The sequence below is a fragment of the Actinoallomurus sp. NPDC050550 genome, from assembly GCF_040655075.1.
GTDB lineage: Bacteria > Actinomycetota > Actinomycetes > Streptosporangiales > Streptosporangiaceae > Actinoallomurus.
In genome coordinates this window covers 38,973-64,087 of sequence record NZ_JBFAJC010000043.1, presented here as the reverse complement: position 1 = coordinate 64,087, position 25,115 = coordinate 38,973, and the positions used below count along the sequence as shown (strand labels likewise).

Genomic DNA, 25,115 nt, shown 5'->3' with positions numbered 1-25,115 from the left:
GGTCGGTCGGGGTCGGCTGGTCGGGGAGACCCGCGAGGTCGGTCGGGGTCGGCTGGTCGGGGAGACCCGCGAGGTCGGTCGGGGTCGGCTGGTCGGGGAGACCCGCGAGGTCGGTCGGGGTCGGCTGGTCGGGGGGAACACGCCGGGCGGCGCGGCGGTCGACCGTCAGAGCGGCGGGCGGCGCTGCGGCCGGAAATCCGCAGCCACGAGATATGGTCCTCGCCGAGGAGGCCGCATCGGGGTCTTCCCCAGCCCATGGTCACCCCGATCCGGCCGTCCACGGGGCATACCCGCGGGAGACCCGGACGGCACCACGGCCACCTCGGCGAGGGACGATCGGTCGCGCCACCCGAACCCCCGAGATCCGGATGGCCCGACCCGGACACCGGCGACCTCGGACCCCCTAGTACGAGAGCGCCGGTGCCTCGTCACACTGCAAAGGTACGCCGCCGATCACGCCCGGTCGTCCCCCGTAAGGATGGGCTCGGAATCGTCCCAGAGGTGGACATCGGGGTCCTCCAGGCCCAGACGGAATCGCTCCACACGGTGAGGCGAAAACACCCGGAAACAGGTGATGATAAAGAGTGACCAGCGACAAACCTGACTTTCTCCACGAGGCCGGACCGGCGGCGTGGCGCATGGCCGCGCAGGTCGTGACCGCGGTGGGTCAGGTCCTTCTGTGGATCCTCACCGGGATCGGCCGCCTGCTCCGCCCGATCACGAGCCGCCTCGTCGCCGCCCTGTACGGCAAGAGCACACCTCCCGCGGCTCCTCCGCCGTACGGTGGACCGCAGCCTTACGGTGGACCGCAGCCGTACGCCACGCCGGACGGCACGCTCCTGCAGCGGCAGCCGCCGCCGAACCCGGCCGGCCCGCCCCCACCGGCGGCCCGGCAGCCCCGGACACCGCCGCTGCTGCGCTGGGTGCACGCCTGGCGCCGCTTCTCGGAGTCGTGGGCGTACGGGCCGGTGACCGGCGCGATCATCGCCGTGGCGGCCCTGGTCGAACTCCCCTTGCACCATCTCCAGGTGGTGAGCCTGCCGGGGGCGTTCGCACTGGCGGCCACGCTGCCGCTGATGTTCCGCCGGGAGTCGCTGCGCCCGGCATCGGCGATCGTTCTCGGCGCGCTCGCCGCGAGCCTGCTCTCCGGGCAGCAGGTCCTGCTGACCACGGCGTTCGCCGGGCTGTACACGCTGTACCTCCTCGCGCAGCAGCTGCCCCGTCCGTCGACGGGCGTGCTCGGCGTGTGCAGCGTCGTCGGCGTGGGCGTGGTGTACCTCGCCTCCAGCAGTCTCGACGAGATTCCCTGGCTCGCCGGGTTCACGGCGGTGATCGCCGCGATCGGGCTGGGCGACGCCCGCCGTACGGTGGAGACCGCCGAGGCCAGCGTGGACGAGGAGCGGGAGCGCAGCAGCGAGACCCTGACCCGGCTCAACGTCGCGGAGCGCGAGCAGGCGATCCTGCGCGAGCGCGCCCGGATCGCCCGGGAGCTGCACGACGTCGTCGCGCACTCGGTCTCGATGATCGCCGTCCAGGCGGAGACCGCGCCGTACACCATGCGCGACCTGTCGCCCGAGGCGAAGAAGGGCTTCGGGGAGATCTCCGGGACGGCCCGGGAGGCTCTGGAGGAGATGCGCCGACTCCTCACCGTGCTGCGCGCCGAGCCCGGCGTCGAACCGGAGGTGACCCCGCAGCCGAAGCTCGACCGGCTCGGCGAGCTGATCGACTCGCACCGCGGCGCGGGCGGCGAGGCCCGGCTGACGGTGCGCGGCAGTGCCCGGCCGTTGTCCACGACGGTGGAGCTGTCGGCGTACCGGATCGTGCAGGAGGCCCTGACGAACGCGCGGCGGCACGCGCCGGGGTCGCGGGTCGACGTCGAGCTCGAGTACCAGGGCGACCGGCTGGCGGTCCGGGTGAGCGACGACGGCGCGACGGTCCCGCCCACGACGACGGTGAACCCCGACGGCCGGACCAGGGTCATGGGCCACGGTCTCGTGGGGATGCGGGAGCGGGCGACGATGCTCGGCGGCCGGTTCGCGGCGGGCCCGCGCCCGGAAGGGGGATTCGCCGTGCAGGCGGACCTTCCGGTAGGCAAGAATCGGAGTTCATGATCCGAGTAGTGATCGTCGACGACCAGACGATCGTGCGGGCCGGCTTCGCCGCCCTCCTGGCCGCCCAGCCCGACATCGACGTCGTCGGGCAGTGCGGGGACGGCCGGGAGGCCGTGCGCCTCACTGAGGCGCACCGGCCCGACGTCGTGCTGATGGACATCCGGATGCCGAAGATGGACGGTATCGACGCCACGAAGCGCATCCTCGCCGACCCCGCCAACGGATCGACGCGCGTGCTGATGCTGACCACCTTCGACGTCGACGAGTACGTCTACGAGGCGCTGTCGGCCGGGGCGAGCGGCTTCCTGCTGAAGGACTCGACCGCCGACGACCTGGTGGCCGCGGTACGGGTGGTGGCCCGCGGCGACGCGCTGCTGGCCCCGCAGGTCACGGGCCGGCTGATCCGGGAGTTCGCGCGCCAGCGACGGGACCGGCCGAAGCCGGCACCCGCGCTGGCCACGCTGACCGCCCGGGAGACCGAGGTCCTCCAGCTGATCGCCGGCGGCCTGTCCAACGCCGAGATCGCCGCCCGGCTCGTGGTGAGCGAGCACACGGTCAAGACGCACGTCGCCCGGGTCTTCACCAAGCTCGGCCTGCGCGACCGGGCGCAGGCCGTCGTCCTCGCCTACGAGTCCGGCCTGGTCACCCCGGGCGGTTCGGCCGAGTAGGGCTACGCGGAACTCGGGCGCTGCACAGCGTCAGCGGATCGCGTCGAGGACGTCGTGGGCGGCGGCCGTCGCGGCGGCTTCGGTGTATTGCGGGGAGGCGGGAGTCCGCTTCATGAAGTTGGGGTCGCCGGGATCGGCCGATGACTTGTTCGACGCCCCATAGTCGATCAGGACGAAGGCGTTCCGCCATCTGACGAGGAGTTTGGCAAGGGCCTTGTCGCCGTCACTGTTGATCAAGTTGATCATGAACGCCTCGTCGCCCAATCTCGCGAGCGGGTGCGCGCCGGTGACCCTGGCATATTCCTCGTCGTTGAGGAAGCCGTGCCGGTTGTCGAGGAGGAATTGGTGTGCGGCGGATTCGGCTCGTTTGGCCGAGCGGCCGGATGCGGGCAGGTAGGCGTCGATGGAGACCATGAAGTCACCCTGCTGTCCCGTCGGGGGTCACGCCATAACCTGTGCAGCCGCCTTGGCGATGGAGCACGTCGACCTGGAACGAGGTGCCCTCAATGCAACGCGCTTGGGCAGCGTATTTCGAAAGCGTCGCCGATTTGAGCATTCCGGACACGTTGCCCAAGCGGGTGATCTCGGTGGGCCGGTCGTCGCCAGAGGTGACGACGACCGTGACGACGGCACCGGTGGTCAGCACCACCGACCCGGCCACCGCTGCGACCAGCCAGGGCCACTTCTTGCGTCGCCTGGGTTCGGGCGGGAGCGGGACGTACGGCGGGTGCTGCGGCGCCTGTCCCAGCGGGAATCCGGCCATCAGGTGGCCTTCCAAAGTTGAACGCCGCCCTGCGCGCCGTAGACGGAGGTCGCAAGGGTCTTTCCGTCGGGACTGAACACGACCGGATGGTTCGCGTTTCCGAAATTCCTGACGATGCGTTTGGCGGCCAGGTCCCAGAGCCGGACCGTGCTGGTGCCGGGCGCCTGATTGGCGCTGGCCAGGGTTCTGCCATCCGGGCTGAACGCAACCGAATAGACCATGCCCGCGCCGCTGAACTGGACTTCGTTGCCGAGTTGGGCGGTGATACGGCGGCCGCCCACATCACACACTTCGATGTTGCCGGTGATGTCGCCAATGGCCACGGTCTTGCCGTCCAGGCTGAACGCCATCGAGTTGGCACGGACCCATTTGAGGATGGCGAGAGTGCGGCCGGAAGCGACATGCAGCAGCACGCTGTCGTTGTTGTTACCGTAGGCCACTATCTTGCCGTCCGGGCTGAACACCGCCGCGTGGACGTTCTGGATCTTGCTGGGGAGGTCGCTGTCATGGCCGGTGGCCAGATCCGTGAAACGGATGTCCTTCGCGCCGCCGTTCGTGAAGAGGGTCTTGCCGCCCGGGCTGAACGCCAACGCGGAGACGGCGTCTTCATAGCCTTCAAGAGTGCTGGTGGTGCGGCCGGTGGCCACGTCCCAGAGCCAGATCGAGCCGTCCGAACTGGCGGCGGCGAGAGTCCGCCCATCGCGGCTGAACGCCAGGGCGTCGGGAGAGTAAGGACCCGGCAGCGTGACGGGGTCGCCCGTGTTATGGGAGGCCGTCGAGGCGAGGCGGGTCGTTGATGATGCGGTGCACGATCGCGGGGATCGTTCCAGCGTCGAACGGGCTGTGACCGGTGGCGGCGTAGGTCAGCACGCATCCCAGCGAGAACACGTCACTCGCCGGTCCAGCCTGGTCCGCGCGCACCTGCTCAGGGGACATGAACGCGAACGTGCCCACCACCGCGCCGTTCGAGGTCAGGCCGCCGGCGTTGGCGTCGCGCGCGATTCCGAAGTCGATGATCCGTGGCCCGTCCTTCGCCATGATCACGTTGCCGGGTTTGAGGTCCCGGTGCACCAGGCCACAGCCGTGGATCGCCGTCAGCCCCTCGGCCAGCCCCGCCCCCAGCGCCCATACCTCCTTCGGGTCGAGGGGACCACTCTCGCGCACCAGCTGCCGCAATGACGGCCCGGCGATGAACGCCGTCACCAGCCAGGGCGGGTCGGCCTCGGGATCGGAGTCGACCACCTGCGCGTGTGGAACCCGCCCACGCGCCGGGCCGCCTCAACCTCCCGCGCGAACCGAGCCCGGAACCTCGCGTCGCCGGCATGCTCCGGCCGGATCGTCTTCACCGCGACCCTGCGACCTCCTGGGGACCAGCCGAGAAACACCTGTCCCATGCCGCCCTCGCCCAGCCGCCCTTCCAACCGGTAAGGACCGACGCTCCTAGGGTCACCAGGGTGCAACGGATCCATCCACGCCACCTCGCTATCCGCTACGAACCAGCGGGCGCCCACGAACGCCGCAAAGCGCATGGTGTCAGGAAACGATCGCGGAGTGCTCATGGCGAGACGAGCCGGCCGATGCCAAGCCGTAGCCGTGTCACCGGCACGGGTCAGCGCCTGTCTCGAAGCCCCCGTCCGCGCGGTAGGACAGCGGGGCTTCGAGACAGGCCCTCAGGCCTGCCGGCCTGGCTCCGGTGCCACTCCGGAGCGGTCCAGGTCGGGTTCGAGGTAGATGTGGCGCGCCATGGGGACGGCGGCGCGGACGCGCTTCTCCGCGGCGTCGATGGCCTTGGCCACCTCTCCGGCCGTGTCGTCATGAGTGACCGCGATCTTCGCGGCGACGAGCAGCTCCTCCGGGCCGACGTGCAGGGTGCGCAGGTGGATGACGCGGTCGACCTCTTCGACCGACTCCAGCTCCGCCACGATCTGCTTCTCGACGTCGGCGGCCGCCGCCTCGCCGATGAGCATGCTCTTGGTCTCGGTCGCCAGCACGATCGCCACGAACGCCAGCAGCACGCCGATGGCCATCGAGCCGACGCCGTCCCAGACGCCGTTGCCGGTGATGACCGCGAGCCCCACGCAGACCAGCGCCACGACCAGGCCGAGCAGGGCCGCGAAGTCCTCCAGGATGACCACCGGCAGCTCCGGCGCCTTGGCCCGGCGGATGTAGGACACCCAGCTCTGCCGACCGCGCGTGGTGTTGGCCTCCTTGATCGCGGTCCGGAACGAGAAGCCTTCGAGGAGGATCCCGAGGATCAGCACGCCGAACGCCCAGGCCGGGTCCTCGACGTCGTGCGGGTCGGTGACCTTGTGCCAGCCCTCGTACAGCGAGAACAGGGAGCCGATGGTGAACAGCACGACGGCGACGATGAACGCGTAGAAGTAGCGCTCGGCGCCGTAACCGAACGGGTGCTCGCGGTCCTTCGCCCGCTTGGCCCGCTTGCTGCCGAGCAGCAGCAGTCCCTGATTGCCCGAGTCGGCGAGCGAGTGCACTCCCTCGGCCATCATCGACGCCGATCCGGTGAACGCGAACGCCACGAACTTCGCAGCCGCGATGCCGAGGTTCGCCCCGAGTGCCGCAATGATCGCCTTGGTACCGCCTTCAGCACTCACGGTCGCTCCTGTCCGTCGCGCGGCCGGTGTTACTCACGTGATCCTCTCTTCGAGTGCCCGGTCGGCCGACGGGTCGATCCCGAGGGCCAGGGCCAGGTAGACGCTGACGTAGTCGATGTGCGCGATGAGCCCGGCGAGCCGCTCCAGCGGGTGGGTGCCCGGGGCGGTCAGCTCGACGACGGGCACGGCGCGGCCGCGGGCGAACTCGGCGGCGATCTCCCGCCGCCTGGTCACCTGCGGGTGCTCCTCCACGTCATGGACGAGCACCAGGGACAGCCGCGTGGGCTCCGGGTCCTCGACCCGGTCGCGGAAGAAGTCCTCCTCGGCACCGGCCCCGGACCCGGCACCGGCGGCGAACGGGCCGTCGAACATCGCCGCCTGGTCGTGCCACGCCGCCGGCAGCTCGCCGTGGACGGCGGGGTAGCCGGCGTCGGCGGCGAGCCGGCTCGCGAACCGGCGGGCCGCCGTCCCGGTCAGCGGCGACGTGCCCCAGATGACCGGGATGGATCCGGCGATCTCCAGGGCGACCTGCTTGCCGGGATTGACGAACGCCTCACTGCTGGGGCGGCACTGGTGGCTCATGTCCTCCAGCACGACGGCGGCCCGCTCCAGCGCCTCGGGCGTGACGTCGGCCAGCCCGAGCTCCCGCGCGGCCAGGAGCAGGGGGACGGTCAGCCCCCACAGCATCGTCCGCTCCGGGCCGGTCGGGCGCACCGGCACGAACGGCACGCGGGCCTGCACGGCGATTTCGGCCAGCGGCGATTCGCCTGGGCCGACGCACAGCAGGCGGCAACCGCGGCGTACGGCCTCGACCGCCGCCGTCAGGGTCTCCTCGGTGTCCCCGGAGCCGGACACGGCGATGACGACGTCGGGCGCGCCGACCCAGCCGGGCAGCCGGTGGCCGCGCACGGTCGTGATGGGCACCGGGCAGCCCTGGCCGCAGACCGCCGCCAGCACCTCCCCGGCGAGGCCGGAGCCACTGGTGCCGACGACGACGAGGGCACGCGGACGGCCGCCCTGCGCGATCCGCTCGACGCCCGCCTCGGCGGTGTGCAGCCGGGCCTCACGCACCTGCGCGGCGGCGGACGCGGCACTCCGCAGCATGTCGCCTCGATCGGCGGTCGCCAGCGCCTCGGGATCGTCGAGGCGGCCGGGGTCGACCTCGACAGGACTCATTTGACGCCCTCCCCATCGTGAACGGTGGGGATTCCAGCCTGCCTGTGCCGCATCATGCCGCCTTGGGCTTCTGGTGGGTTCCTGGTTCAACGAACCGTGCCACCGCGAACGGTGGTCTTACTGGTTCTCCGCAGGCGTTTAGCGTCTCCGCATGCCGCTGTTCAGCGGTACGTCCGGCGGCGACGACACGGCGTCCTTCGAACAGGACGTTTCGCGCGGCGTTGTGGTCCCGGTCATGGCGGGTGCCGCATTCGGTGCAGGTCCAGGAGCGCACATGCAGAGGTTTTGGACCGTCACGGTGCCCGCATACCGAGCAGACCTGCGACGAGCGGAAGTCCCGCGCGACCCGGGCGAACGTGCGGCCGTACCGGGCGGCCTTGTAAGCCAGCATGTTCACGAACGCCGACCACCCGGCGTCGTACACGCTCTTGCCCTGCCGGGTGCGCGCCAGTCCCCTGACATTCAGCGTCTCCACGTACACCGCTTGGTTCTCACGGATCAGGTGGGTGGACAGCTGGTGGTGGAACTCGCGGCGCGCGTCGGCGGTCTTGGCATGTGTGCGGGCAAGGCGACGTGCGGCCTTCTTGCGGTTATTCGACCCTTTCTGAGTACGGGACAGAGCTTGCTGTGCCCGCCGCAGTTTGCGTTCACGGCGGCGCAGCCAGCGGGGGTTGGAGATCTTTGTTCCGTCTGACAGGACCGCGAAGTGCGACAATCCAAGATCGATTCCGACGTCGCCTCCGGTGGCTGGCAGCGGTTCGTCCTCAGTGTCAATGACGAACGAGGCGAAGTACCGGCCGGACGCATCTTTGATCACGGTGACCGATGACGGTTCGGCCGGCAGCTGCCGGGACCACCTGATGGGGATCTCACCCACCTTCGCAACGAACAGACGGTCGTTTCGGATCGAAAAGCCGTTACGAGTAAGCCGGATGGTCTGCCGGTTGTCCCTGCGGGACCGGAACCCGGGAGGCGCGATCTTCGGCCCCTTGCGCCTGCCCGTGACCGAAGCGAAGAAATTCCGGTACGCGAGGTGCAGGTCCGCCAGCGCTTGTATCAGCACCACGGAGGACACCTCACCCAGCCACACACGTTCCGGTGTCTTCTTCGCAGTGGTGATCACCTGTTTTTGTAGAACGGTGTCTTTGATATACGGAAGTCCTGCTTCGTAGGCGGCCTGCCGGGTCCGCAACCCGTCGTTAAACACCACCCGCGCGCACCCGAACGCCTGGGCCAGGCTGATGCATTGGCCGGGCGTCGGATACAAGCGGTAGTTATAACAAAGCCGCACCAGCACGATCGTAACCACCATGGCCAAGGTATGCGCTGATTTTCCCAGGCAAGCCGACGGTCGGCAACGACAAAACCGACCACCTGCACCTACCGGTACGTGGCTGAATCGCGGGCTTGCACCCATGGAATCGGTCAGGCCGGGGTCCGTGCCTCGTCGACGAGGAGGACCGGGATGTCGTCACGCACCGGGTAGGCGTACTTGCACGTTCCGGTGCAGATGAGTTCGTCGGCCGCCTCGTCGGCCTTCAGCTCGCCCCGGCAGTTGGGGCAGGCGAGGATCTCCAGCAGCCAGTCGTCGATCTTCAACTGTCTTCCTTTCGGACGATGGCGAGCACTTCGTCGCGCACCGCGGACATGGTCTCGGGGTCGGCCGCCTCGGCGTTGAGGCGGAGCAGAGGTTCGGTGTTGGACGGGCGGAGGTTGAACCACCAGTCGGTGTGCCCGACCGTGAGGCCGTCGAGCTCGTCCACGGTCACGCCGGGGCGACCCGCGAACTCCCCGCGGACCCGCGCGGTGGCGGCCTCCTGGTCGACCACCTCGGAGTTGATCTCACCCGAGGCGGTGTACGGGCTGTAGGCGGCGAGCAGCGCGGACAGCGGGCCGTCCTGCTCGCCGAGCGCGGCGAGGACGTGCAGCGCCGCGAGCATGCCGGAGTCGGCGTACCAGAAGTCGCGGAAGTAGTAGTGGGCGGAGTGCTCGCCGCCGAAGACGGCGCCGGTCTCGGCCATCGTCTGCTTGATGAACGAGTGCCCGACCCGCGTGCGGACGGGCTCGCCGCCGTGCTCCCGGATGATCTCGGGAACGGCCCGTGAGGTGATCAGGTTGTGCACGATCCGTGCGCCGGGGTGCTTGGCCAGCTCCCGTACGGCCACCAGGGCGGTGATCGCCGAGGGGGTGACCGGCTCGCCGCGCTCGTCGACGACGAAGCAGCGGTCGGCGTCGCCGTCGAAGGCCAGCCCGATGTCGGCGCCGTGCTCGCGGACGGCCGCCTGGAGGTCCCGTAGGTTCTCCGGCTCGATCGGGTTGGCCTCGTGGTTGGGGAACGTGCCGTCGAGCTCGAAGTAGAGCGGGACCAGGTCGATCGGCAGGCCGTCGAACACGCTCGGCACCGTGTGGCCGCCCATGCCGTTGCCGGCGTCCACGACGACCTTGAGCGGGCGGATGCCCGACAGGTCGACGAGGGAGCTCAGGTGAGCCGCATATCCCGGGAGGAGGTCGAGGCCGCTGACCGAGCCGGCCGGGCCGTCGTACGCCGGGACGCCCTCCGCCACCAGCCGGCGGATCTCGCTCAGCCCGGTGTCGCGGCCGATCGGCCGGGCGCCCGCCCGGCACAGCTTGATCCCGTTGTACTTGGCCGGGTTGTGGCTGGCCGTGAACATCGCGCCGGGCAGGCCCAGGCTGCCGCTCGCGTAGTAGAGCAGGTCGGTCGAGCCGAGACCCGCCTCGGTCACGTCGGCGCCCTGGGCGGTGGCGCCCCGGGCGAACGCCGCGGACAGCGGGCCCGATGAGGCCCGCATGTCGTGGGCGGTCACGATCGCCGTGGCGCCGGTGACGCGGACGAAGGCGGCCCCAGCCGCCTCGGCTATCGCCTCGTCGAACTCATGGGGCACGACACCCCGGACGTCGTACGCCTTGAAGATCTTGGCCACGTCGCCCACTGACGCTCCCCTGCTCACGGCCCAGTCGTCGCATTGCGGTCCTGAGCCTACCGGGAGCGGATCAGGGCTTGCGGGGCGTGTCCGAGCGGAGCACTCGCAGATGGCCGCGGCGGCCGACCTCGACGCCCTGTCCCACCGGCTCCTGCCTCGGTGTGGCGGGCTTGGCGGCCTCGCGGACGGCGTTGGCCAGCGCCTCGAGGTCGTCGCTCGTCGGCTCGGACTCTTCGGCGGGCAGCCGGACGAGCTCCCAGCCGACGGGGGCGGTCAGGCGCTCGGCGTGCTCGGCGCAAAGGTCGTAGCAATGGGGCTCGACGTACGCTGCCAGCGGGCCCAGAACAGCGGTCGAGTCGGCGTAGACGTACGTGAGCGTGTAGACAGCAGACTGCTTGCACGCGGTGCGGGAGCAGATCCGGACGGGGCTCACGACGGGAACGTATCTCCTCCTGCCGTACCCGCGCCACTATCCTCACTTCGTGTCGCCGTATTTCCGACGCGCGACCGCATAACGGATCTTTGTGCGGGGGGCAGCCGAGCCAGGTCGGGACTATGCTCAAGGAGTGCGATCCCGGGTGACACGCTCCAGCACACGCCGCCGCGACCGCCGTGGCCGCGGGATGCGCGGGCCGCTCGCGCCGCCGGACGCGCCCATCTCCCGGACCCGTGCCGAACGCTTCGACGATCTCGTCCGCGATGAGGCACGCCGCCTGGAGCAGCGCTGGAGCCACGAGCTGACCGGCGTGGAGTTCGCCGTCGAGGAGGTGCCGCCCGTCGAGTCGTGGGCGGACCCCGCCGAGCCGGTTCCGCTGGGGCGCCTGCTGCCCGCCGCGGACGGCCGGCCGGCGCGGATCGTGGTCTACCGGCGACCGGTGGAGGCCCGGGGCGGCGACGACGAGCGCGACCGCGCCCGGCTGGTCCGCGACGTGGTCGTGGAAGAGGTCGCGGATCTGCTCGGGCTGGCCCCGGAGTCGGTCGACCCGACGTACGACTCGCGCGACGAATAGGGCGCGGCCCCCAGCGACGGTGATGCCCCCCGGGGGCCTACCGGACCGTGTCGAGCCGTCCGGCCGACCCCCGGGTGAACGATCACCTCGGGCATCCGCACCGCGCTGGTGCGGGCGTCAGCCCGCCGCGCGTTTCAGCTTCCGGCGTTCGCGTTCGGACAGACCGCCCCAGATGCCGAACCGCTCATCATGACCCAGCGCGTATTCCAAGCATTCCGCCCGTACCTCGCAAGCACGGCACACTTTCTTGGCTTCACGGGTCGAGCCACCCTTTTCCGGAAAGAAAGCTTCCGGGTCTGTTTGCGCGCACAGTGCGCGCTCCTGCCAGCCCAACTCTTCGCCGTCATCTGTGCCGTGCGTCAGCGGGATGAGCACTTCGCTCACAGACGCACCTCCTCGCCCCGTGGAGTCCCCCCTGGTCACCTTCCCCGACTGAGTCCCCCGGGAAGGCAGAACTACACCCATGAAATTACACGCGTGTATGACCAGCGTCGTCAAGCCGAATGGGCAGGGAACGGTGAGGTGCAGCTAAAAAAGCCGCGCTGACCTGCGGAGACAGCAGTCACTGCGCGGATTCACGCAGTTATGCGTTTCTGCCGCCGCAGCCTACTCCGGCGGCCGGTACGGGTCGGCCCGATCCGGCCGATCCGACTCATCGGATCCCGACGAGGACTCGCTGGGCGCCGACTGGTCCGTGCCACCGCCGTAGGCGCGCGTCCACTCCCCCTCGCCCTGCCCGGTCGGCGGCTGATCCGTACCCCCGAAGGCGCGAGTCCATTCCCCCTCGTTCTCTTCGGTCGACGACTGCCCCGCTTGTCCCGTCGGCCCCTGCTGTCCCTCCTGTCCCTGCTGTCCCGATTGGGCGGGCAGGGCAGGCTGCTGTCCCGGCTGGGCGGGCTGCGGAGGCTGCTGGGCGGGCTGCGGAGGCTGCTGCGCGGGCTGGCCCGGCTGGGCCGTCGGCTGCTGGTAGTAGGCCGGCTGGCCGTACGCCTGCTGCGGATACGGCGTCTGCTGGCCGTACGGCTGCTGCTGGGGCTGCGGCTGCCCGTAGGGCTGCTGCGGCTGCGCGTACGGCTGCTGCGGCTGGCCGTACGGCTGCTGGACCTGGCCGTAGGTGGGCTGCTGCCCGTACGGCGGCGCGGGCTGGCCGTAGCCCTGCTGCGGATACTGCGGGCCGGCCGGCTGTACCGGGCCGAACGACTGGAAGACCGAGAAGACGTAGTACGCCCCGACCGCGAGCACGGCGAGCTTCGCGATGCCGTACAGGAACATCGAGAACTTCTCGCCCGCCGGGACGTCGAACACGATGCCCCCGGCGCTGCTGCCCGCCGCGAGGCCGGCGAGGATGGCGATCACATCGAGCAGCGCGATCACCCCGAGCAGGATCATCCCGCCCAGGGCGACGTTACGGGCCTGCGCGGTCGGAGCGCCGCCGATCCGGGACACCAGCAGCACGGCGACGACGACGAGCGCGACGACGGCCACGCCCGAGAAGAAACTGTCGCTATTGGTGAAGACGAAGGCGCGGTAGGAGAACGTCGTGCCCCTACCGCCCGTGAAGAGGCTGATCAGTCCGCTGACGACCTGCAGGAACACCGAGCCGAGGAGGACCCAGGCGCCGGGCTCTCGTAGCCGCTGCGCGGCGTCGTTGTTCACGCGTTACTCCCTGTGAGTGATCCGTTCCACGCAAGCTTCGCACATTGCCCCATGGCCCGTGGCGTCCGCCGGAACCCCGGAGTGCCAGACTTGTCCGCATGCGCATCGTGGCACTCGCGGGCGGAATCGGCGGAGCCCGGTTCCTGCGCGGACTGCGGCAGGCCGCCCCAGAGGCGGATATCACCGTCATCGGCAATACCGGCGACGACATTTCACTGTTCGGGCTACGGGTGTGTCCCGATCTGGACACCGTGATGTACACCCTGGGCGGCGGCATCAACGAAGAGCAGGGATGGGGTCGCGCGGACGAGCGTTTCACGATCCGCGAGGAGCTGGCCGCGTACGAGGTCGGCCCATCCTGGTTCACCCTCGGCGACCGTGACTTCGCGACGCACATCGTGCGCACGCAGATGCTCGACGCCGGATACCCGCTGTCCGCGGTGACCGAGGCGCTCTGCGCCCGCTGGAAGCCCGGCGTGCGCCTGCTGCCGATGAGCGACGACCGAGTGGAGACGCACGTCGTCATCGAGGACGCCCAAGGCCGGCGCGCCATCCACTTCCAGGAGTGGTGGGTGCGGCTGCACGCGGAGACCCCCGCCCGGTCCATCTCGGCGGTCGGCGCGGAGGACGCCAAGCCCGCGCCCGGCGTGCTCGAGGCACTGGACGCCGCCGACGTCGTGATCCTGCCGCCGTCCAACCCGGTGGTGAGCGTGGGCACGATCCTGGCCGTGCCGGGCATCCGCCCGGCGGTCGCGGCCAAGACCGTCGTGGGCGTCTCCCCGATCATCGGTGGCGCGCCCGTCCGCGGCATGGCCGACGCGTGCCTGACCGCGATCGGCGTGGAGACCTCGGCCGGTGCGGTGGCGGCGCACTACGGGCCGGACCTGCTGGACGGCTGGCTGGTCGACACGGCCGACGCCGCCATCGAGGGCGACCTCGACGGCATCGCCGTCCGCTCCCGCCCGCTGCTGATGACGGACGTCGACGCGGCCGCCGCCATCGCCCGCGCCGCCCTCGACCTCGCCGCGGAGCTGGGCTCGTGAGCGGTGAGCGGAGCGAGGGCTCGAGCAACGTCGCCCAGCCGATGAAGGCCGCTCCCGCAGCGAACGAGAAGGGCGAGCGAGCGATGAGCGCGCGGTACGAGGTGTTCGGCGTCGATGGCCTGCCGGAAGTTCGGGAGGGCGACGACGTCGCCGAACTGATCGCCGGAGCGGGGCTGCGGGACGGCGACGTGGTCGTCGTCACCTCGAAGATCGTCAGCAAGGCGGAGGGACGCCTCCTGGTCGCCGACGACCGGGAGAAGGCGATCGACGAGGAGACCGTACGCGTGGTCGCCCGCCGGGGCGCCACCCGGATCGTGCAGACGCGTCAGGGCCTGGTGCTGGCCGCGGCCGGCGTGGACGCCTCCAACACCGAACCGGGCACGGTCCTCCTCCTGCCCGAGGACCCCGACGCCTCCGCGCGCCGGATCCGCGCACGCCTCCACGAGCTGACCGGCGTCCGCGTCGGCGTGATCGTCTCGGACACCCTCGGCCGGCCGTGGCGGCTCGGCCTCACCGACGCCGCGATCGGCGTGGCCGGCCTCTCGCCCCTCGACGACCTGCGGGGCCGCGTCGACGCGTACGGCAACCGCCTCGACGCCACGATCACCTCGATCGCCGACGAGATCGCCTCGGCCGCCGAACTGGTGAAGGGCAAGCTGGCCGGTGTCCCGGTCGCGGTCGTCCGCGGCCTGGGCGACCTGGTGACCGAGGAAGAGGGACCGGGGGCACGGGCGCTCGTCCGCTCCCCCGACGAGGACATGTTCCGGTACGGTTCGGCCGACGTCCTGGCGGCCCGCCGCACCGTACGGGAGTTCGGGCCGGAGCCGGTCGACCCTGCCGCGGTCCAGCGCGCCGTGGCCGCCGCGATCACCGCCCCCGCCCCGCACCATACGACCCCGTGGCGGTTCGTGCTCGTCGAGGAGGGCAAGGACCGACTGCTCGACGCTATGCGCGACGCCTGGACCGCCGACCTGCGCGGCGACGGGTTCAGCGAGGAGTCGATCGCCCGGCGGCTGAAACGCGGCGACGTGCTGCGCCGCGCCCCGTACCTCGTCGTGCCCTGCCTCGTGACCGACGGCGCGCACGACTACCCGGACGCGCGCCGCTCCCGCGCCGAACGCGAGATGTTCCTCGTCGCCATGGGCGCGGGCGTGGAGAACCTCCTCGTCGCGCTGGCCGTCGAGGGCCTGGGCTCCTGCTGGGTGTCGAGCACGCTGTTCTGCGCCGACGTGGTGCGCGAGACGCTCGACCTCCCGCCGAACTGGGACCCGATGGGCGCGGTCGGCGTCGGCCACGCCGCCGCTCCCCCGCGCGACCGCCCACCCCGCGACCCGGAGAGCTTCATCCTGCGCCGCTGACCCCTGAGAGGGAGGTCGATCACCCGAGCGCGGGAGGTCCCCGCTGAAGGCCGGTGCCACGGTGGGAGGCATGACCGATGACGCGGGGTTGACGTCGAAGGTGGATCCACCGGCAGGGCTGAGCAGCGCGTCGATGATGTCGGACGGGGCGAGTTCCCGGACGTCGTCATGGCCCCGCAGGGTGGCGCTGGGCTGGGCCGTGGCCTATGGCGGATTCGGCCTGGTGTGCGCGCTGACCGGCACCCCGGTCTTCGCCGGCGGCGGCCACCGGGCTCCGGCGGCACTCGGCTGGGCCGTCGTGGCCGTCGCCGCGCTGGCGGCGACCGCCGTACGGTCGAGGCGGCGCGCGCTGCTCTGGACGGCGTGCGCCCTGTCGGCGGTCTCCGCGTTCGGCCTGCTGATGAACGTGATCACGCTGGTCTTCGAGCAGAAGGTCGACGACCCGGTGGCCGCCGCGAACGAGGCACTCGCGGCGCTCGGCGTCGCCCTCCTCGCCACCACGGCCCGCTCCGGCCCCGCGCTGGGCCCGCCGGCGCCGTCCCCGGCTCCCCGGTCCGCGCGGTGGGCCGCTTACGCGGGAGCCCTGGCGTTCGTCCCGTACGCGGCGATGAAGACGACGTGGGCGGTGGGCGGCACCTTCGCGGGGACGAGCGGCGCGGAGATGCGCGCGATCGCCGAGCGCAACGGCGCCTCCGGGCTATGGCTCACGCTGGAGTCGTGGGGCATCGACGCCACGGCGCTGCTCGCCGCGCTCGGCATATTTCTGATCTTCGGGCTGGTGCGCCCATGGGGCCAGGTGTTCCCCCGCTGGACCCTCGTCCTACACGGCAGGCGGGTGCCGCGCTGGCTACCGCTCACACCGGCCGTTCTCGGCGCCGCCACACTCGCGCCGTACGGAGTGGCCGGAATCGGTTACGCCGCCCTCGCCACGGCCGGAGCGGTGACCATACCCCGCGGCGACTTCCACACCTCGACGGACGCCCTGCTCGTAAGCTGGATCGGACTGAGCGCCTTCGCCGCCTACGGCATCGCCCTGATCGTCGCCGCCCGCTCCTACTGGCTCCGCACCCGCCCGGCCCGCCGGCCCTGATCGTCCTGGGCATCCCTGACCGGAATCCGGGACGTCCCTGATCGTTTCCGCCCGCTGCCCCGACCCGCCACCTGTGATCGCCGCCGGTTTCCGTTGGAGGAGCCCCGGCAACCCTCGGCGACAACGACTGTTGGGTCACGCCGGATGCGGGATGAGGACGTGGATCGTCTTGCTGTCGTCGCCGTAGGTGGTCCAGCGTTGACCGGCCAGGGGCGTCGACGATGCCGAGACCCCAGCCGTTCTCTCGTAACGCCGACGCCTCAGCTGCATGGGCGACTGGGATCGGTCGGGGATCCGGGTCAGCGACGTACAGGTGCACGCCCTGAACGGTCGACAGGACGCCGACCTGGACCGGCCGGTCGTAGTGCGACCAGGAGCGGAGACGGCTCGCGGCGCGCAGCGCGTTCGTGACGAGTTCGGAGACGACCAGGACGATCGAGTGGGCGTGATCGGCATCCGTGACATGGTCGGCGATGACGTCCCGGGCGAATCGCCGTGCGATCGCGACGGACGCGTCGTGGACCCTCAGCGATATCCACGACGGAGCGGATCCATCGGTCAAGATGGGGTGTCCGGCACCGGTGGCAGGGACCGGGGGATCAAGTGGCACAGGAAATCACTCCCCGTCGGAGGTAGGCGTTTGGCGCAGCCCTATTTGCTTCAACAAATAGCTGCTCACTCATCGTGCCCGTGCGATGACCGTCCGTCAATAAGCTTCAACAAATCCGAGGAAGGATGTCGACGTGGCGCCAGCCCCGTACCGTGACATCGAGCGCGATCTCGAGAGACGCATCGACGCGGGCGAATGGGCCGCCGGCGAGGCGCTCCCGCGCATGGAGGATCTCGCCCGGGACTACGGCGTGTCCCGCAATTCCATCGCGCGGGCCGTCAAGAGCCTCGCTGACAAGGGCAAGGTGTGGTCGGTCCCCCGCCGCGGCACGATCGTCCGTCCGGCCATGCGTCGGCGCGTCCTTCGCGGCAACCTCGTGAAACGGAACACCAGGCATGTCGCCGCGGACGGCAGCCCAACGGTCGGTGGCTATAGCTTTCCCGCGGCCGGCGGCGGTGAGTTGTGGATTCATCACGTGACGCCGACCGTGACAGAGGAGCCGATCACCGACCCGCGGCTCGCCGACTTTCTGAAGGTCCCCGTCGGCTCACTGATCCTGCGGCGGCGCCGGGTGACCGGGCCTCCCGGAGAACCGCCGTTCCAACGCTCGGACACGTGGATCCACCCACGCGGGGTGGTCGACGCCCCCGATGTCGCGGAACCGCTCGGCTCCGGCCCAGGTGCATGGATCGACCGGCTCGAGGAGACGGGCCACGGACCGATCGAATGGGTGGAATTCCACCGAGCCCGCCTCCCGGACGCGGATGAGGCCACGCAGTTGGAAATCCCCAAGGGTCTTCCCGTGCAGGAGATCGTCCGTGTCGGTTACAGCGCGAAGGACGAGAAGGCGATCGAGGTGACCCAGGTGGTGATCCCCTCCGATCGCGTCGAGGAGGTCGTTCACATCAAGAGGGACGCATCGGCGGCCTGGCCGCACCGCGACGCCGGGCCCGACGGCCCGCCGCTGGCGCGGTGAGCGACCCGCCGTGATCGCGAGGGTTCCTCACGCGGAACCCTCGCGATCACGCGGCCTCCGACGGTTGATCGGAGGCCGCTTCGGGTCGACGGGCGGGAGGTCAGGCTCGGCCGGTGAACGGGATGAAGGTGTGGCTGAACTGCCAGGGCTGCTGGGCGACGCCCGAGCACGTGTTGCTGCCGCCGGTGCCGACGCATCCACCGTTGTCGCGCTGCATGGCCCAGAAGGACAACTCGGCGATGCCCTGCTCGGCGGCCCAGTGCTCGACCTGGACGGCGTCGCCGGTCGTGAAGGTCTCCGCCGGGCCGAAGTCGTCGATGCCCACCATCTCGGTGACCCCGACCTGCGACCAGAGCTGCCGGAGGCTCGCGTTCGGGTGGATGGCCTTCAACTGGCCGACGAGGCCGGTGGCGGCCTTGACGGTGTCCTGTGCCATCTCGTGCGGCTGGTTGTCGTAGTAGTCGAAGGTCATGATGTTGACGACGGAGATCTTCGCGTGGTTCTGCTCGGCGTTCTGCAGCAGCGCGACGCCGGGGGCGCTGAGGCCCGTGGTGAAGGTCGGCAGGGTGTAGACGAACTGCACGGTCCGGCCGTGGCGGCGCGCCCAGTCCTGGACCAGGGTGATCGCCTTGTTGCGGCGGTCGATCGCGGCGGTGTTGTTGAGGGAGTCGGCCTCGACGTCGAAGTCGAGACGGGTCACGCCGTAGGTCGTGATGACCTTCTCGTAGGCGGCGGCGATGGCCTTGGCGTCGGTGCAGCTGTCGGCGATCTCGGTGTTGGTGGTGTCGGCGCCGTAGCCGCCGAAGGAGGGGATCACGTCGCCGCCCGCGCGGCGGATCGCGGTGATGTCATCGCCGTAGACCGACCAGGACACCGGGGCATTGGCGTCACCGTTCCAGGTGAGCGTGCAGGAGCCCGGGGCCGCGGTCTGCAGGAAGGCCAGCGTGAGGTACTTGGCGCCGGACTGCTCGGCCAGCGCGGCGGGGCTGTCGGGTAGATAGGTCTCGACGTACGGAGCGAAGACGTGAGGCGGTACGGCGCGCTCGCGCGCCGAGGCGGTACCCGTCAGACCGAGACCAGCCACACACGCGGCAACGGTGACGGCCGCGACCCTACGTGCCCAGGACATAGGCGTTCTCCTCAGAAACGGATAGGAAGGTTTCCTAATCGTTCTGGGAACCTAGAATGGCGTCTTCGCGACTGTCAAGACCCCCGCTGACCAGGCACAAGATCATCCGGAACTCTGCGGGCTCAGGCGCGCATCGCGGCGGTGATCTGGGCCTGGGTCGGGCTCGGGAGGATCTTGGGGAGGGTCTCGCGGAGGCCGAGGCGGGCCGCGTCGCGGGCGTCGAGGCGGCCGTCCGCCGTGCGGAAGCCGTACCACTGGAGGGTGTCGATGGCCGGCCGCGCCTGGAGCGCCCAGCGGAACGCGTCGACGGCCTGCGCGCGCAGCGGGTCGGTGGTCACCGCGACGAGCGGATGGTCGAGGAGGAGGGTGCCCTCCTCGGGGACGATGACGGTGGCCGGATTTGGCCGATGGGTGTCGTTGTAGGCGACGACCGACTGTTCCGTCGCGGCCACGAGGGGGCGGCGGAGGCCGGGCAGTCCGGCGAAGGCCGCGTAGAGCCGGGTGGGATCGGGATCCCGCCGGACGGTGACGGGGCCGATCGTGGCGCGGGTGGCGAGCGCGACGGCGGCGCCCGCGGCGTTGCGGGCCGGGTCGAGGGTGCGGACCGACGTGTGCGGGGGAGCCTTCTTCAGGAGGCGCCAGCCGGCGGCGGTCTTCGCGTCGCGCAGTTCGCCGGCGACGGTGCGTGGGACGGCGATCACTACGGGTGTCGCGGCGACGGGCGTGCCGGTCGCGAGCGTCCGCGCACCGGCGACCTCGGCGGGCTTCAGCCACATCGACGAATCGGGCACCCAGGCGTCCGCGTCGAGCGACTCGCCGTTCTTGAGGGATCGTACGACCGCCGACGGGTCGCGCATGTCGATCGTGATTCGCGCGCACCTTCCGCCGATCTCGTGGGGCTGCACGTTGAATCGGGCGGCGATGTCGCCGAGCGCGGGGGTGATATCCGGTGCCGCGACCACGCTGATCTGCAGGGTCTTTCCCTGACACGTCTGCGACCCGTCGCGCGGGAGGTAGGCCCCGGCGGACAGACCGACGACGAGGAGCACCGCGCCGGCGATCAGCAGACGGACCCGGGGATCCCTCCTGGTCACGGCCATGATCCGGAGGATAGTACGCCCGGAGAAAAGTGCCGCTAAATGCCCGTTTGAGGCGTTTACCTTTCTTTAACCGTCGGTGTGGATTTACGAGCAGTTTTCGCGTTCGCCAGTACCTACTTACTTTGAGTGACGATGCGTGTCCGATTAAGTCGGATTTGTGAAATAGATGCGTTACTCCCCGCAATGTGTGCCATGATCACCGACCGCAAGCCCCCGACCAGCGCGGCCCCGAGCCGCGCCAGGAGAGGACCCGCTCATGACAACCAGACGACTACTCGTCAACGGGCTGAGCGTCGCGGCCGTATCCCTCGGCATCGCGGCGGTCAGCGGTTGCTCGTCGTCGCATGTGCAGTCAACGTCGTCCAGCAAGAAGGTCACCGTCCACAACTTCGTGGCGGGCGACAACCTTGACGGACGCGCGGGCAAGTCGCTCAACGCGAAGACCGTCAAGGTCGACCAGTACAAGAAGGGGCAGAAGGTCCCCATCGTCTGCCAGGACCCGGGCGAGTACGCCTACGGTTCCAACATCTGGGACAAGACCTCCGCCGGCACCTGGGTGACCGACGTCTACGTCAAGACCGGCCACACCGGGTTCGTCCCGGGCGTGCCGCGGTGCACCACCGGCTCGACGGGCACCGGCGGCGGGAGCACCAGCGGGAGCGGCAGCGGCGCCGGCTCCACCAACTGCTACAGCAGCGCGGCCGTGCACGGCCGGAACAGCGGTTCCGCCGGCTCCCGCGTCGGCTCGACGAGCGCCCGCATCAACCGGGTGATCGCGCTTGCCACGGCGGAGACCAAGAAGGTCCGCAGCTACTCGTGGGGCGCCGGCGGCAAGGGTGGCGCGTCCTGCGGCATCGCGTCGCCGAGCCCGGGCGGCTACAACGACTACCGGCGCTACGGTTTCGACTGCTCCGGCCTGACGCTGTACGCCTTCTACAAGGGCGCGGGCATCGACATCGGTGCCGACACCTCCCAGCAGTACAGCCGGGGCCCGAAGAAGAGCTGGTCGTCGCTGCGCAAGGGTGACCTGATCTTCTGGGGTAGCGGTGACAACATCTACTCCACGACCCACGTGGCGCTCTACATCGGCAACAACAAGATCATCGAGGCCGCGCCGCCACGCGGCTCGCACAGCGTGCACGTCACGACCCTGTACGGGTCGGGACGGCACACCGCCCACGTCGTCCGCTTCATCGGCTAAGTGACGACGCGGCGGACAGGGTGCCGGACCACCCTGTCCGCCCCCGAAGAACCCCAGCAGACCCCCGAACCCCAGCAGAACCCCTGAACCCACAGCAGACCGCCTGAACCCCAGCGGACCCCCGAAACCGCAGCGGACCGCCCTGTCCGCTCCCGGAATCCCTCACTGGGCCAGCGGCAGGAACCGCCCGACGCCATCCGTCGCCAGCGCCGCCGCACGACGCTCCTCCGGCACCGCGCCGTACAGCGTGGTCCGCTGCCGTGCCGGACGCCCCGCCCGCGCGGCCAGCTCCTCCAGCGACGACATCGTCTTGAACGAGCCGTTCTCCGACCCGGCCATCCGGCTGATGGTCTCCTCCATGAGCGTGCCGCCGAGGTCGTTGACGCCGCCCTGGAGGACCTGGGCGCACAGCTCGTCCTCGAGCTTCACCCACGAGCACTGGATATTGGAGATCGCACCGTGCAGGAGGATGCGGGCGAGGGCGTGCACCGCGCGGTTCTCCCGCGCCGTCGGCCCGGTCCGTGCCAGGCCGGCGAGGTAGATCGGGGCGTTCTGGTGCACGAACGGCAGCAGGACGAACTCGGTGAAGCCGCCGGTGCGTTCCTGGATCGAGCGGATCAGCTTCAGGTGCGCGACCCAGTGCGCGGGCGTGTCGACGTGGCCGTACATCATCGTCGAGGTGGTCGGCAGGCCGATCTCGTGGGCGGTCGTGACCACCTCGGTCCACGCCGACGTCGGCAGCTTGCCCTTGGTGAGCACCCAGCGCACGTCGTCGTCGAGGATCTCGGCGGCCGTGCCGGGCAGCGAGTCGACGCCCGCCTCCTTGGCCTCGAGCAGGAAGTCCCGGATGGACAGGTCCGTACGGGCGGCGCCGTTGACGACCTCCATCGGGCTGAAGGCGTGCATGTGGATCTCCGGCGCCCGCTTCTTCACCTCGCGCGCGAGGTCGAAGTACGCGGTGCCCGGCAGGTCCGGGTGGATGCCGCCCTGCATGCACACCTCGGTCGCCCCGGCCGCCCAGGCCTCGTCGACCCGCTGCCCGACCTGCTCGATGGACAGCGTGTACGCGTCGGCGTCCGTGCGGCGCTGGGCGAACGCGCAGAAGCGGCAGCCGGTGTAGCAGACGTTGGTGAAGTTGATGTTGCGCGTGACGACGTAGGTGACGTCGTCGCCGACGGCGTCGCGGCGCAGGTCGTCGGCGAGCCGGGCCAGGGCGTCCAGCTCGGGGCCGTCGGCGTGCAGCAGCGCGAGGGCGTCCTGGTCGGACAGCCCGGCCGGGTCGCGCTCGGCGCTCCGCAGGGCCGCCGTGACGTCGGCGTCGAACCGCTCCGCGGGCCGGATCCGCGTGCCGACCTCGGACCAGTCGCCGTACACCTCGTCGAAGTCGTCCCGCCGGTCGTTCGTCCGGCCCTCGGCGTCGATCGCCACGTGGAGGTCGGTACGCCCGGCCTCGCCCCAGCTGCCGTCCGGCTCCTGCCAGGGCAGCCCGACCGGTGTGACGTCCTCGCGGGCCAGCCCGTCGGGGCCGGCGAGCGCACCCACGTGGGCGGCGAGGCGGGGGTCGAGCCAGGACTCGCCGCGCCGGACGTACTCCGGGTAGATCGTCAGGCGCTCCCGCAACGCGAACCCGCTGTCGGCGGTGCGGGCGGCCAGCTCGTCGATCTGCGGCCACGGGCGCTCGGGGTTGACGTGGTCGGGCGTCAGCGGTGAGACGCCGCCCCAGTCGTCGATGCCCGCCCGCAGCATCAGGGCGTACTCGGAGTCGACCAGGTTCGGCGGGGCCTGCACGCGCGCCTTCGGCCCCAGGACGATGCGCGTGACGGCGATCGTCGCGGCCAGTTCCTCCAGCTCGGCGTCGGGCATCGAGCCCATCTTGGTGTCCGGCTTGGCGCGGAAGTTCTGGACGATGACCTCCTGGATCCCGCCGTACTCCCGCGCGACCTTGCGGATCGCGAAGATCGACTCAGCCCGGTCCCGTACGGTCTCGCCGATGCCGATCAGGACGCCCGTCGTGAACGGCACGTTCGATCGGCCGGCGTCCTCCAGCACCCGGAGCCGTACGGCCGGGTCCTTGTCGGGCGAGCCGAAGTGCGCGCCGCCCTTCTCCTCGAAGATCCGCCGGGATGTCGTCTCCAGCATCATGCCCATGGACGGCGCGACCGGCCGCAGCCGCTGCAGGTCCCGCCAGCTCATGACACCAGGGTTGAGGTGGGGCAGCAGCCCGGTCTCCTCCAGCACACGGATCGCCATCGCGCGCACGTACGAGAGCGTGTCGTCGTAGCCGTGCGCGTGCAGCCACTCGCCCGCCTGCTTCCAGCGGTCCTCCGGCCGGTCGCCGAGGGTGAACAGTGCCTCCTTGCAGCCCAGCTCGGCGCCCTGGCGGGCGATCTCCAGGACCTGGTCGGGGCTGAGGTACGGCGCCTCGAGGCGGCCGGGCACGGTGGCGAACGTGCAGTAGCCGCACCGGTCGCGGCACAGGCGGGTCAGCGGAATGAACACCTTGCGGCTGTAGGTGATCACACCGGGCCGGCCGGCGGCCTCCAGCCCCGCGTCGCGGATCCGCGCGGCGTACGACAGGAGCGTCTCCAGGTCGTCGCCGCGCGCGTGCAGCAGCACCTCGGCCTCGGAGGCGTCGAGCGATTTGCCGTCGCGCGCCCGGGCGAGCGCACGACGGAGGGCGGTGGGCGACGGCGCCGGAGCGGCGGGATCACTCATGTTGGTAACGTACGCCCGGTTCCTCCCCGTTATTCCCATCACCCCCCGGACGTCAGAAGCGGCGGTAGTCGCGGACCGGCATCCGCGGCCCCCGACGTGGCGGGGCCGCCCCGGACAGTTCCAGCATGCGGGTCACCCGGTATCGGTGCCCGGCGTACGGGGCGAGGAGCTCGAGCATGCCCGCGTCGTCGACCTTCCGGCCGGTCAGCGCCCAGCCCACGATGCCGGGAATGTGGTAGTCGCCGACCGAGACGGCGTCGGCGTCGCCGAGGGCCCGTTGCCGTGTCTCCGCCGAGGTCCACACGCCGATGCCGCGCAGCGAGCGGAGCCGCCGATCGACCTCTTCGGTGTCGTCGCCCTCCAGGCGGCTCGCCACCCGCGCGGCGCCGATGATCGTTCGGGCCCGGACCGCCTCGATACCCGACTTGTGCCACTCCCAGGACGGGATCATCACCCAGGTCCGGGGCGGCGGCGGCACCCGCAGGTCCAGCGGGCCGGGCGCGGGCTCACCGAACTCACGCACGAGGTAGCGCCAGGCCCGCCAGGCCTCCTTGCCCACGACCTTCTGCTCCAGGACGGCCGGGACCAGGGCCTCGAAGACGTTGCGGGTCCGGCCGATGCGAAAGTGCCGCAGCCGGATGGCCGCCTGGCGCAGGATCTCGTGCTCCGGGCGGAACGACGACGGGTCGTCGCCCGCGCCGAGCAGCTCCGGCACGCCGTCCAGCAGCCAGGACGCCCCCGGCCCCCACGCCTCGGCGTCGATCTCGGCACCGCGCGCCAGCAGCCGCAGCGTGCCCGGGCCGTCCGGGGTCGTCGACGCCCGCCAGACCGCCCCGTCAGGGGTGATCGCGAACGCCGGGTCGCCGGTGCCCCGGCGGTGCGGCGACAGAGTCAGCCCCACGTCGACCGGCCACGGCGGCCGCCATGTCCGGGTACGGGCCTCCTGAGCGAGCAA

At 70.7% G+C, this 25,115-nt stretch carries 24 protein-coding genes and 2 pseudogenes; 8 read left to right on the top strand and 18 right to left on the bottom strand.

The annotated features are described in order from the left end of the window. Positions 1-584: 584 nt before the first annotated feature. A complete protein-coding gene (locus AB0I04_RS40140; protein WP_360897288.1) occupies positions 585-2,111 on the top strand; it encodes a sensor histidine kinase in 1,527 nt (508 codons plus the stop codon). Next, a complete protein-coding gene (locus AB0I04_RS40135) occupies positions 2,108-2,779 on the top strand; it encodes a response regulator transcription factor (protein WP_360897286.1) in 672 nt (223 codons plus the stop codon). The genes AB0I04_RS40140 and AB0I04_RS40135 overlap by 4 nt, the downstream gene beginning before the upstream one ends. A gap of 30 nt (positions 2,780-2,809) precedes the next feature. Here the strand turns inward: AB0I04_RS40135 and AB0I04_RS40130 are convergent, their stop codons facing one another. The 11 genes and pseudogenes from AB0I04_RS40130 to AB0I04_RS40080 all read right to left on the bottom strand — a co-directional run bounded on the left by AB0I04_RS40130 (position 2,810) and on the right by AB0I04_RS40080 (position 10,705). Continuing rightward, a complete protein-coding gene (locus AB0I04_RS40130) occupies positions 2,810-3,193 on the bottom strand; it encodes a hypothetical protein (protein ID WP_360897284.1) in 384 nt (127 codons plus the stop codon). 4 nt (positions 3,194-3,197) lie between these two features. Beyond that, positions 3,198-3,542: a hypothetical protein gene (locus AB0I04_RS40125; protein WP_360897282.1), complete on the bottom strand. Its 345-nt coding sequence runs from the start codon at positions 3,540-3,542 to the stop codon at positions 3,198-3,200. Further along, positions 3,542-4,189: a hypothetical protein gene (locus AB0I04_RS40120; RefSeq protein WP_360897280.1), complete on the bottom strand. Its 648-nt coding sequence runs from the start codon at positions 4,187-4,189 to the stop codon at positions 3,542-3,544. Before AB0I04_RS40120 ends, AB0I04_RS40125 begins: the two co-directional genes overlap by 1 nt. Before the next feature lie 9 nt (positions 4,190-4,198). Further along, a pseudogene (locus AB0I04_RS40115) lies at positions 4,199-4,258 on the bottom strand (hypothetical protein); the annotation flags it as partial. Between the two features lie 46 nt (positions 4,259-4,304). Next, positions 4,305-4,784 (bottom strand): serine/threonine-protein kinase, encoded by a 480-nt coding sequence (locus AB0I04_RS40110; protein ID WP_360897279.1) that lies wholly within the window; start codon positions 4,782-4,784, stop codon positions 4,305-4,307. Positions 4,785-5,212: 428 nt separating this feature from the next. Beyond that, the gene (locus AB0I04_RS40105; protein ID WP_360897277.1) at positions 5,213-6,154 is read right to left on the bottom strand and encodes a cation diffusion facilitator family transporter; all 942 of its coding nucleotides are present in this window, start codon (positions 6,152-6,154) and stop codon (positions 5,213-5,215) included. A gap of 33 nt (positions 6,155-6,187) precedes the next feature. After that, positions 6,188-7,330, bottom strand: coding sequence for an SIS domain-containing protein (locus AB0I04_RS40100; RefSeq protein ID WP_360897275.1), 1,143 nt, complete (start codon positions 7,328-7,330; stop codon positions 6,188-6,190). A 52-nt stretch (positions 7,331-7,382) separates the two neighbouring features. Then, positions 7,383-8,621: an RNA-guided endonuclease TnpB family protein gene (locus AB0I04_RS40095; protein WP_360897356.1), complete on the bottom strand. Its 1,239-nt coding sequence runs from the start codon at positions 8,619-8,621 to the stop codon at positions 7,383-7,385. Positions 8,622-8,755: 134 nt separating this feature from the next. After that, entirely contained in the window at positions 8,756-8,929 is a 174-nt protein-coding gene (locus AB0I04_RS40090; RefSeq protein ID WP_360897273.1) for a Trm112 family protein, read from the bottom strand. After that, positions 8,926-10,281 (bottom strand): phosphomannomutase/phosphoglucomutase, encoded by a 1,356-nt coding sequence (locus AB0I04_RS40085; protein WP_360897271.1) that lies wholly within the window; start codon positions 10,279-10,281, stop codon positions 8,926-8,928. The genes AB0I04_RS40090 and AB0I04_RS40085 overlap by 4 nt, the downstream gene beginning before the upstream one ends. A gap of 61 nt (positions 10,282-10,342) precedes the next feature. Continuing rightward, entirely contained in the window at positions 10,343-10,705 is a 363-nt protein-coding gene (locus AB0I04_RS40080; RefSeq protein ID WP_252841103.1) for a DUF3499 domain-containing protein, read from the bottom strand. 190 nt (positions 10,706-10,895) lie between these two features. On the opposite strand from AB0I04_RS40080, the gene AB0I04_RS40075 reads away from it, so the two are divergent. Continuing rightward, on the top strand, positions 10,896-11,282 hold the full coding sequence (locus AB0I04_RS40075) for a metallopeptidase family protein (protein ID WP_360897354.1): 387 nt from the start codon (positions 10,896-10,898) through the stop codon (positions 11,280-11,282). A gap of 117 nt (positions 11,283-11,399) precedes the next feature. Here the strand turns inward: AB0I04_RS40075 and AB0I04_RS40070 are convergent, their stop codons facing one another. Continuing rightward, entirely contained in the window at positions 11,400-11,666 is a 267-nt protein-coding gene (locus AB0I04_RS40070; RefSeq protein WP_360897269.1) for a WhiB family transcriptional regulator, read from the bottom strand. Positions 11,667-11,888: 222 nt separating this feature from the next. Further along, positions 11,889-12,938 (bottom strand): hypothetical protein, encoded by a 1,050-nt coding sequence (locus tag AB0I04_RS40065; protein ID WP_360897267.1) that lies wholly within the window; start codon positions 12,936-12,938, stop codon positions 11,889-11,891. A gap of 98 nt (positions 12,939-13,036) precedes the next feature. On the opposite strand from AB0I04_RS40065, the gene cofD reads away from it, so the two are divergent. The 3 genes from cofD to AB0I04_RS40050 all read left to right on the top strand — a co-directional run bounded on the left by cofD (position 13,037) and on the right by AB0I04_RS40050 (position 16,429). Further along, positions 13,037-13,981 carry a 2-phospho-L-lactate transferase gene (gene cofD, locus AB0I04_RS40060; RefSeq protein ID WP_360897265.1) on the top strand — a complete coding sequence of 315 codons (945 nt, stop codon included), beginning with the start codon at positions 13,037-13,039 and terminating at the stop codon, positions 13,979-13,981. An 83-nt stretch (positions 13,982-14,064) separates the two neighbouring features. Next, complete coding sequence (locus AB0I04_RS40055) at positions 14,065-15,339, top strand: coenzyme F420-0:L-glutamate ligase (protein ID WP_360897352.1); 1,275 nt, start codon at positions 14,065-14,067, stop codon at positions 15,337-15,339. Between the two features lie 70 nt (positions 15,340-15,409). Further along, positions 15,410-16,429: a hypothetical protein gene (locus AB0I04_RS40050; RefSeq protein WP_360897263.1), complete on the top strand. Its 1,020-nt coding sequence runs from the start codon at positions 15,410-15,412 to the stop codon at positions 16,427-16,429. A gap of 229 nt (positions 16,430-16,658) precedes the next feature. Here AB0I04_RS40050 and AB0I04_RS40045 read toward each other — a convergent pair. After that, a pseudogene (locus AB0I04_RS40045) lies at positions 16,659-17,039 on the bottom strand (ATP-binding protein); the annotation flags it as partial. A gap of 133 nt (positions 17,040-17,172) precedes the next feature. Here AB0I04_RS40045 and AB0I04_RS40040 point away from each other — a divergent pair. Beyond that, positions 17,173-18,015 (top strand): GntR family transcriptional regulator, encoded by an 843-nt coding sequence (locus AB0I04_RS40040; protein WP_360897261.1) that lies wholly within the window; start codon positions 17,173-17,175, stop codon positions 18,013-18,015. 100 nt (positions 18,016-18,115) lie between these two features. On the opposite strand, the gene AB0I04_RS40035 is transcribed toward AB0I04_RS40040, so the two are convergent. After that, positions 18,116-19,144 carry a chitinase gene (locus tag AB0I04_RS40035; protein ID WP_360897259.1) on the bottom strand — a complete coding sequence of 343 codons (1,029 nt, stop codon included), beginning with the start codon at positions 19,142-19,144 and terminating at the stop codon, positions 18,116-18,118. 122 nt (positions 19,145-19,266) lie between these two features. After that, a complete protein-coding gene (locus AB0I04_RS40030; RefSeq protein ID WP_360897257.1) occupies positions 19,267-20,244 on the bottom strand; it encodes a substrate-binding domain-containing protein in 978 nt (325 codons plus the stop codon). Between the two features lie 256 nt (positions 20,245-20,500). Here AB0I04_RS40030 and AB0I04_RS40025 point away from each other — a divergent pair, with 256 nt between their 5' ends. Continuing rightward, a complete protein-coding gene (locus AB0I04_RS40025; protein WP_360897255.1) occupies positions 20,501-21,445 on the top strand; it encodes an NlpC/P60 family protein in 945 nt (314 codons plus the stop codon). Positions 21,446-21,607: 162 nt separating this feature from the next. Here the strand turns inward: AB0I04_RS40025 and AB0I04_RS40020 are convergent, their stop codons facing one another. Both AB0I04_RS40020 and AB0I04_RS40015 read right to left on the bottom strand, forming a co-directional pair. Next, a complete protein-coding gene (locus tag AB0I04_RS40020; RefSeq protein ID WP_360897253.1) occupies positions 21,608-24,160 on the bottom strand; it encodes a bifunctional FO biosynthesis protein CofGH in 2,553 nt (850 codons plus the stop codon). Positions 24,161-24,212: 52 nt separating this feature from the next. Next, a complete protein-coding gene (locus tag AB0I04_RS40015; protein ID WP_360897251.1) occupies positions 24,213-25,115 on the bottom strand; it encodes a DNA-3-methyladenine glycosylase 2 family protein in 903 nt (300 codons plus the stop codon).

What these genes read in the sequence shown, in the direction of transcription:
- AB0I04_RS40125 (WP_360897282.1), bottom strand. Translation starts at nt 3,542, where the DNA reads ATGGCCGGATTCCCGCTGGGACAGGCGCCGCAGCACCCGCCGTACGTC.
- AB0I04_RS40100 (WP_360897275.1), bottom strand. Translation starts at nt 7,330, where the DNA reads ATGAGTCCTGTCGAGGTCGACCCCGGCCGCCTCGACGATCCCGAGGCG.
- AB0I04_RS40075 (WP_360897354.1), top strand. Translation starts at nt 10,896, where the DNA reads ATGCGCGGGCCGCTCGCGCCGCCGGACGCGCCCATCTCCCGGACCCGT.
- AB0I04_RS40055 (WP_360897352.1), top strand. Translation starts at nt 14,065, where the DNA reads ATGAGCGCGCGGTACGAGGTGTTCGGCGTCGATGGCCTGCCGGAAGTT.
- cofD (WP_360897265.1), top strand. Translation starts at nt 13,037, where the DNA reads ATGCGCATCGTGGCACTCGCGGGCGGAATCGGCGGAGCCCGGTTCCTG.
- AB0I04_RS40050 (WP_360897263.1), top strand. Translation starts at nt 15,410, where the DNA reads ATGACCGATGACGCGGGGTTGACGTCGAAGGTGGATCCACCGGCAGGG.
- AB0I04_RS40020 (WP_360897253.1), bottom strand. Translation starts at nt 24,160, where the DNA reads ATGAGTGATCCCGCCGCTCCGGCGCCGTCGCCCACCGCCCTCCGTCGT.
- AB0I04_RS40035 (WP_360897259.1), bottom strand. Translation starts at nt 19,144, where the DNA reads ATGTCCTGGGCACGTAGGGTCGCGGCCGTCACCGTTGCCGCGTGTGTG.
- AB0I04_RS40135 (WP_360897286.1), top strand. Translation starts at nt 2,108, where the DNA reads ATGATCCGAGTAGTGATCGTCGACGACCAGACGATCGTGCGGGCCGGC.
- AB0I04_RS40130 (WP_360897284.1), bottom strand. Translation starts at nt 3,193, where the DNA reads ATGGTCTCCATCGACGCCTACCTGCCCGCATCCGGCCGCTCGGCCAAA.
- AB0I04_RS40030 (WP_360897257.1), bottom strand. Translation starts at nt 20,244, where the DNA reads ATGGCCGTGACCAGGAGGGATCCCCGGGTCCGTCTGCTGATCGCCGGC.
- AB0I04_RS40025 (WP_360897255.1), top strand. Translation starts at nt 20,501, where the DNA reads ATGACAACCAGACGACTACTCGTCAACGGGCTGAGCGTCGCGGCCGTA.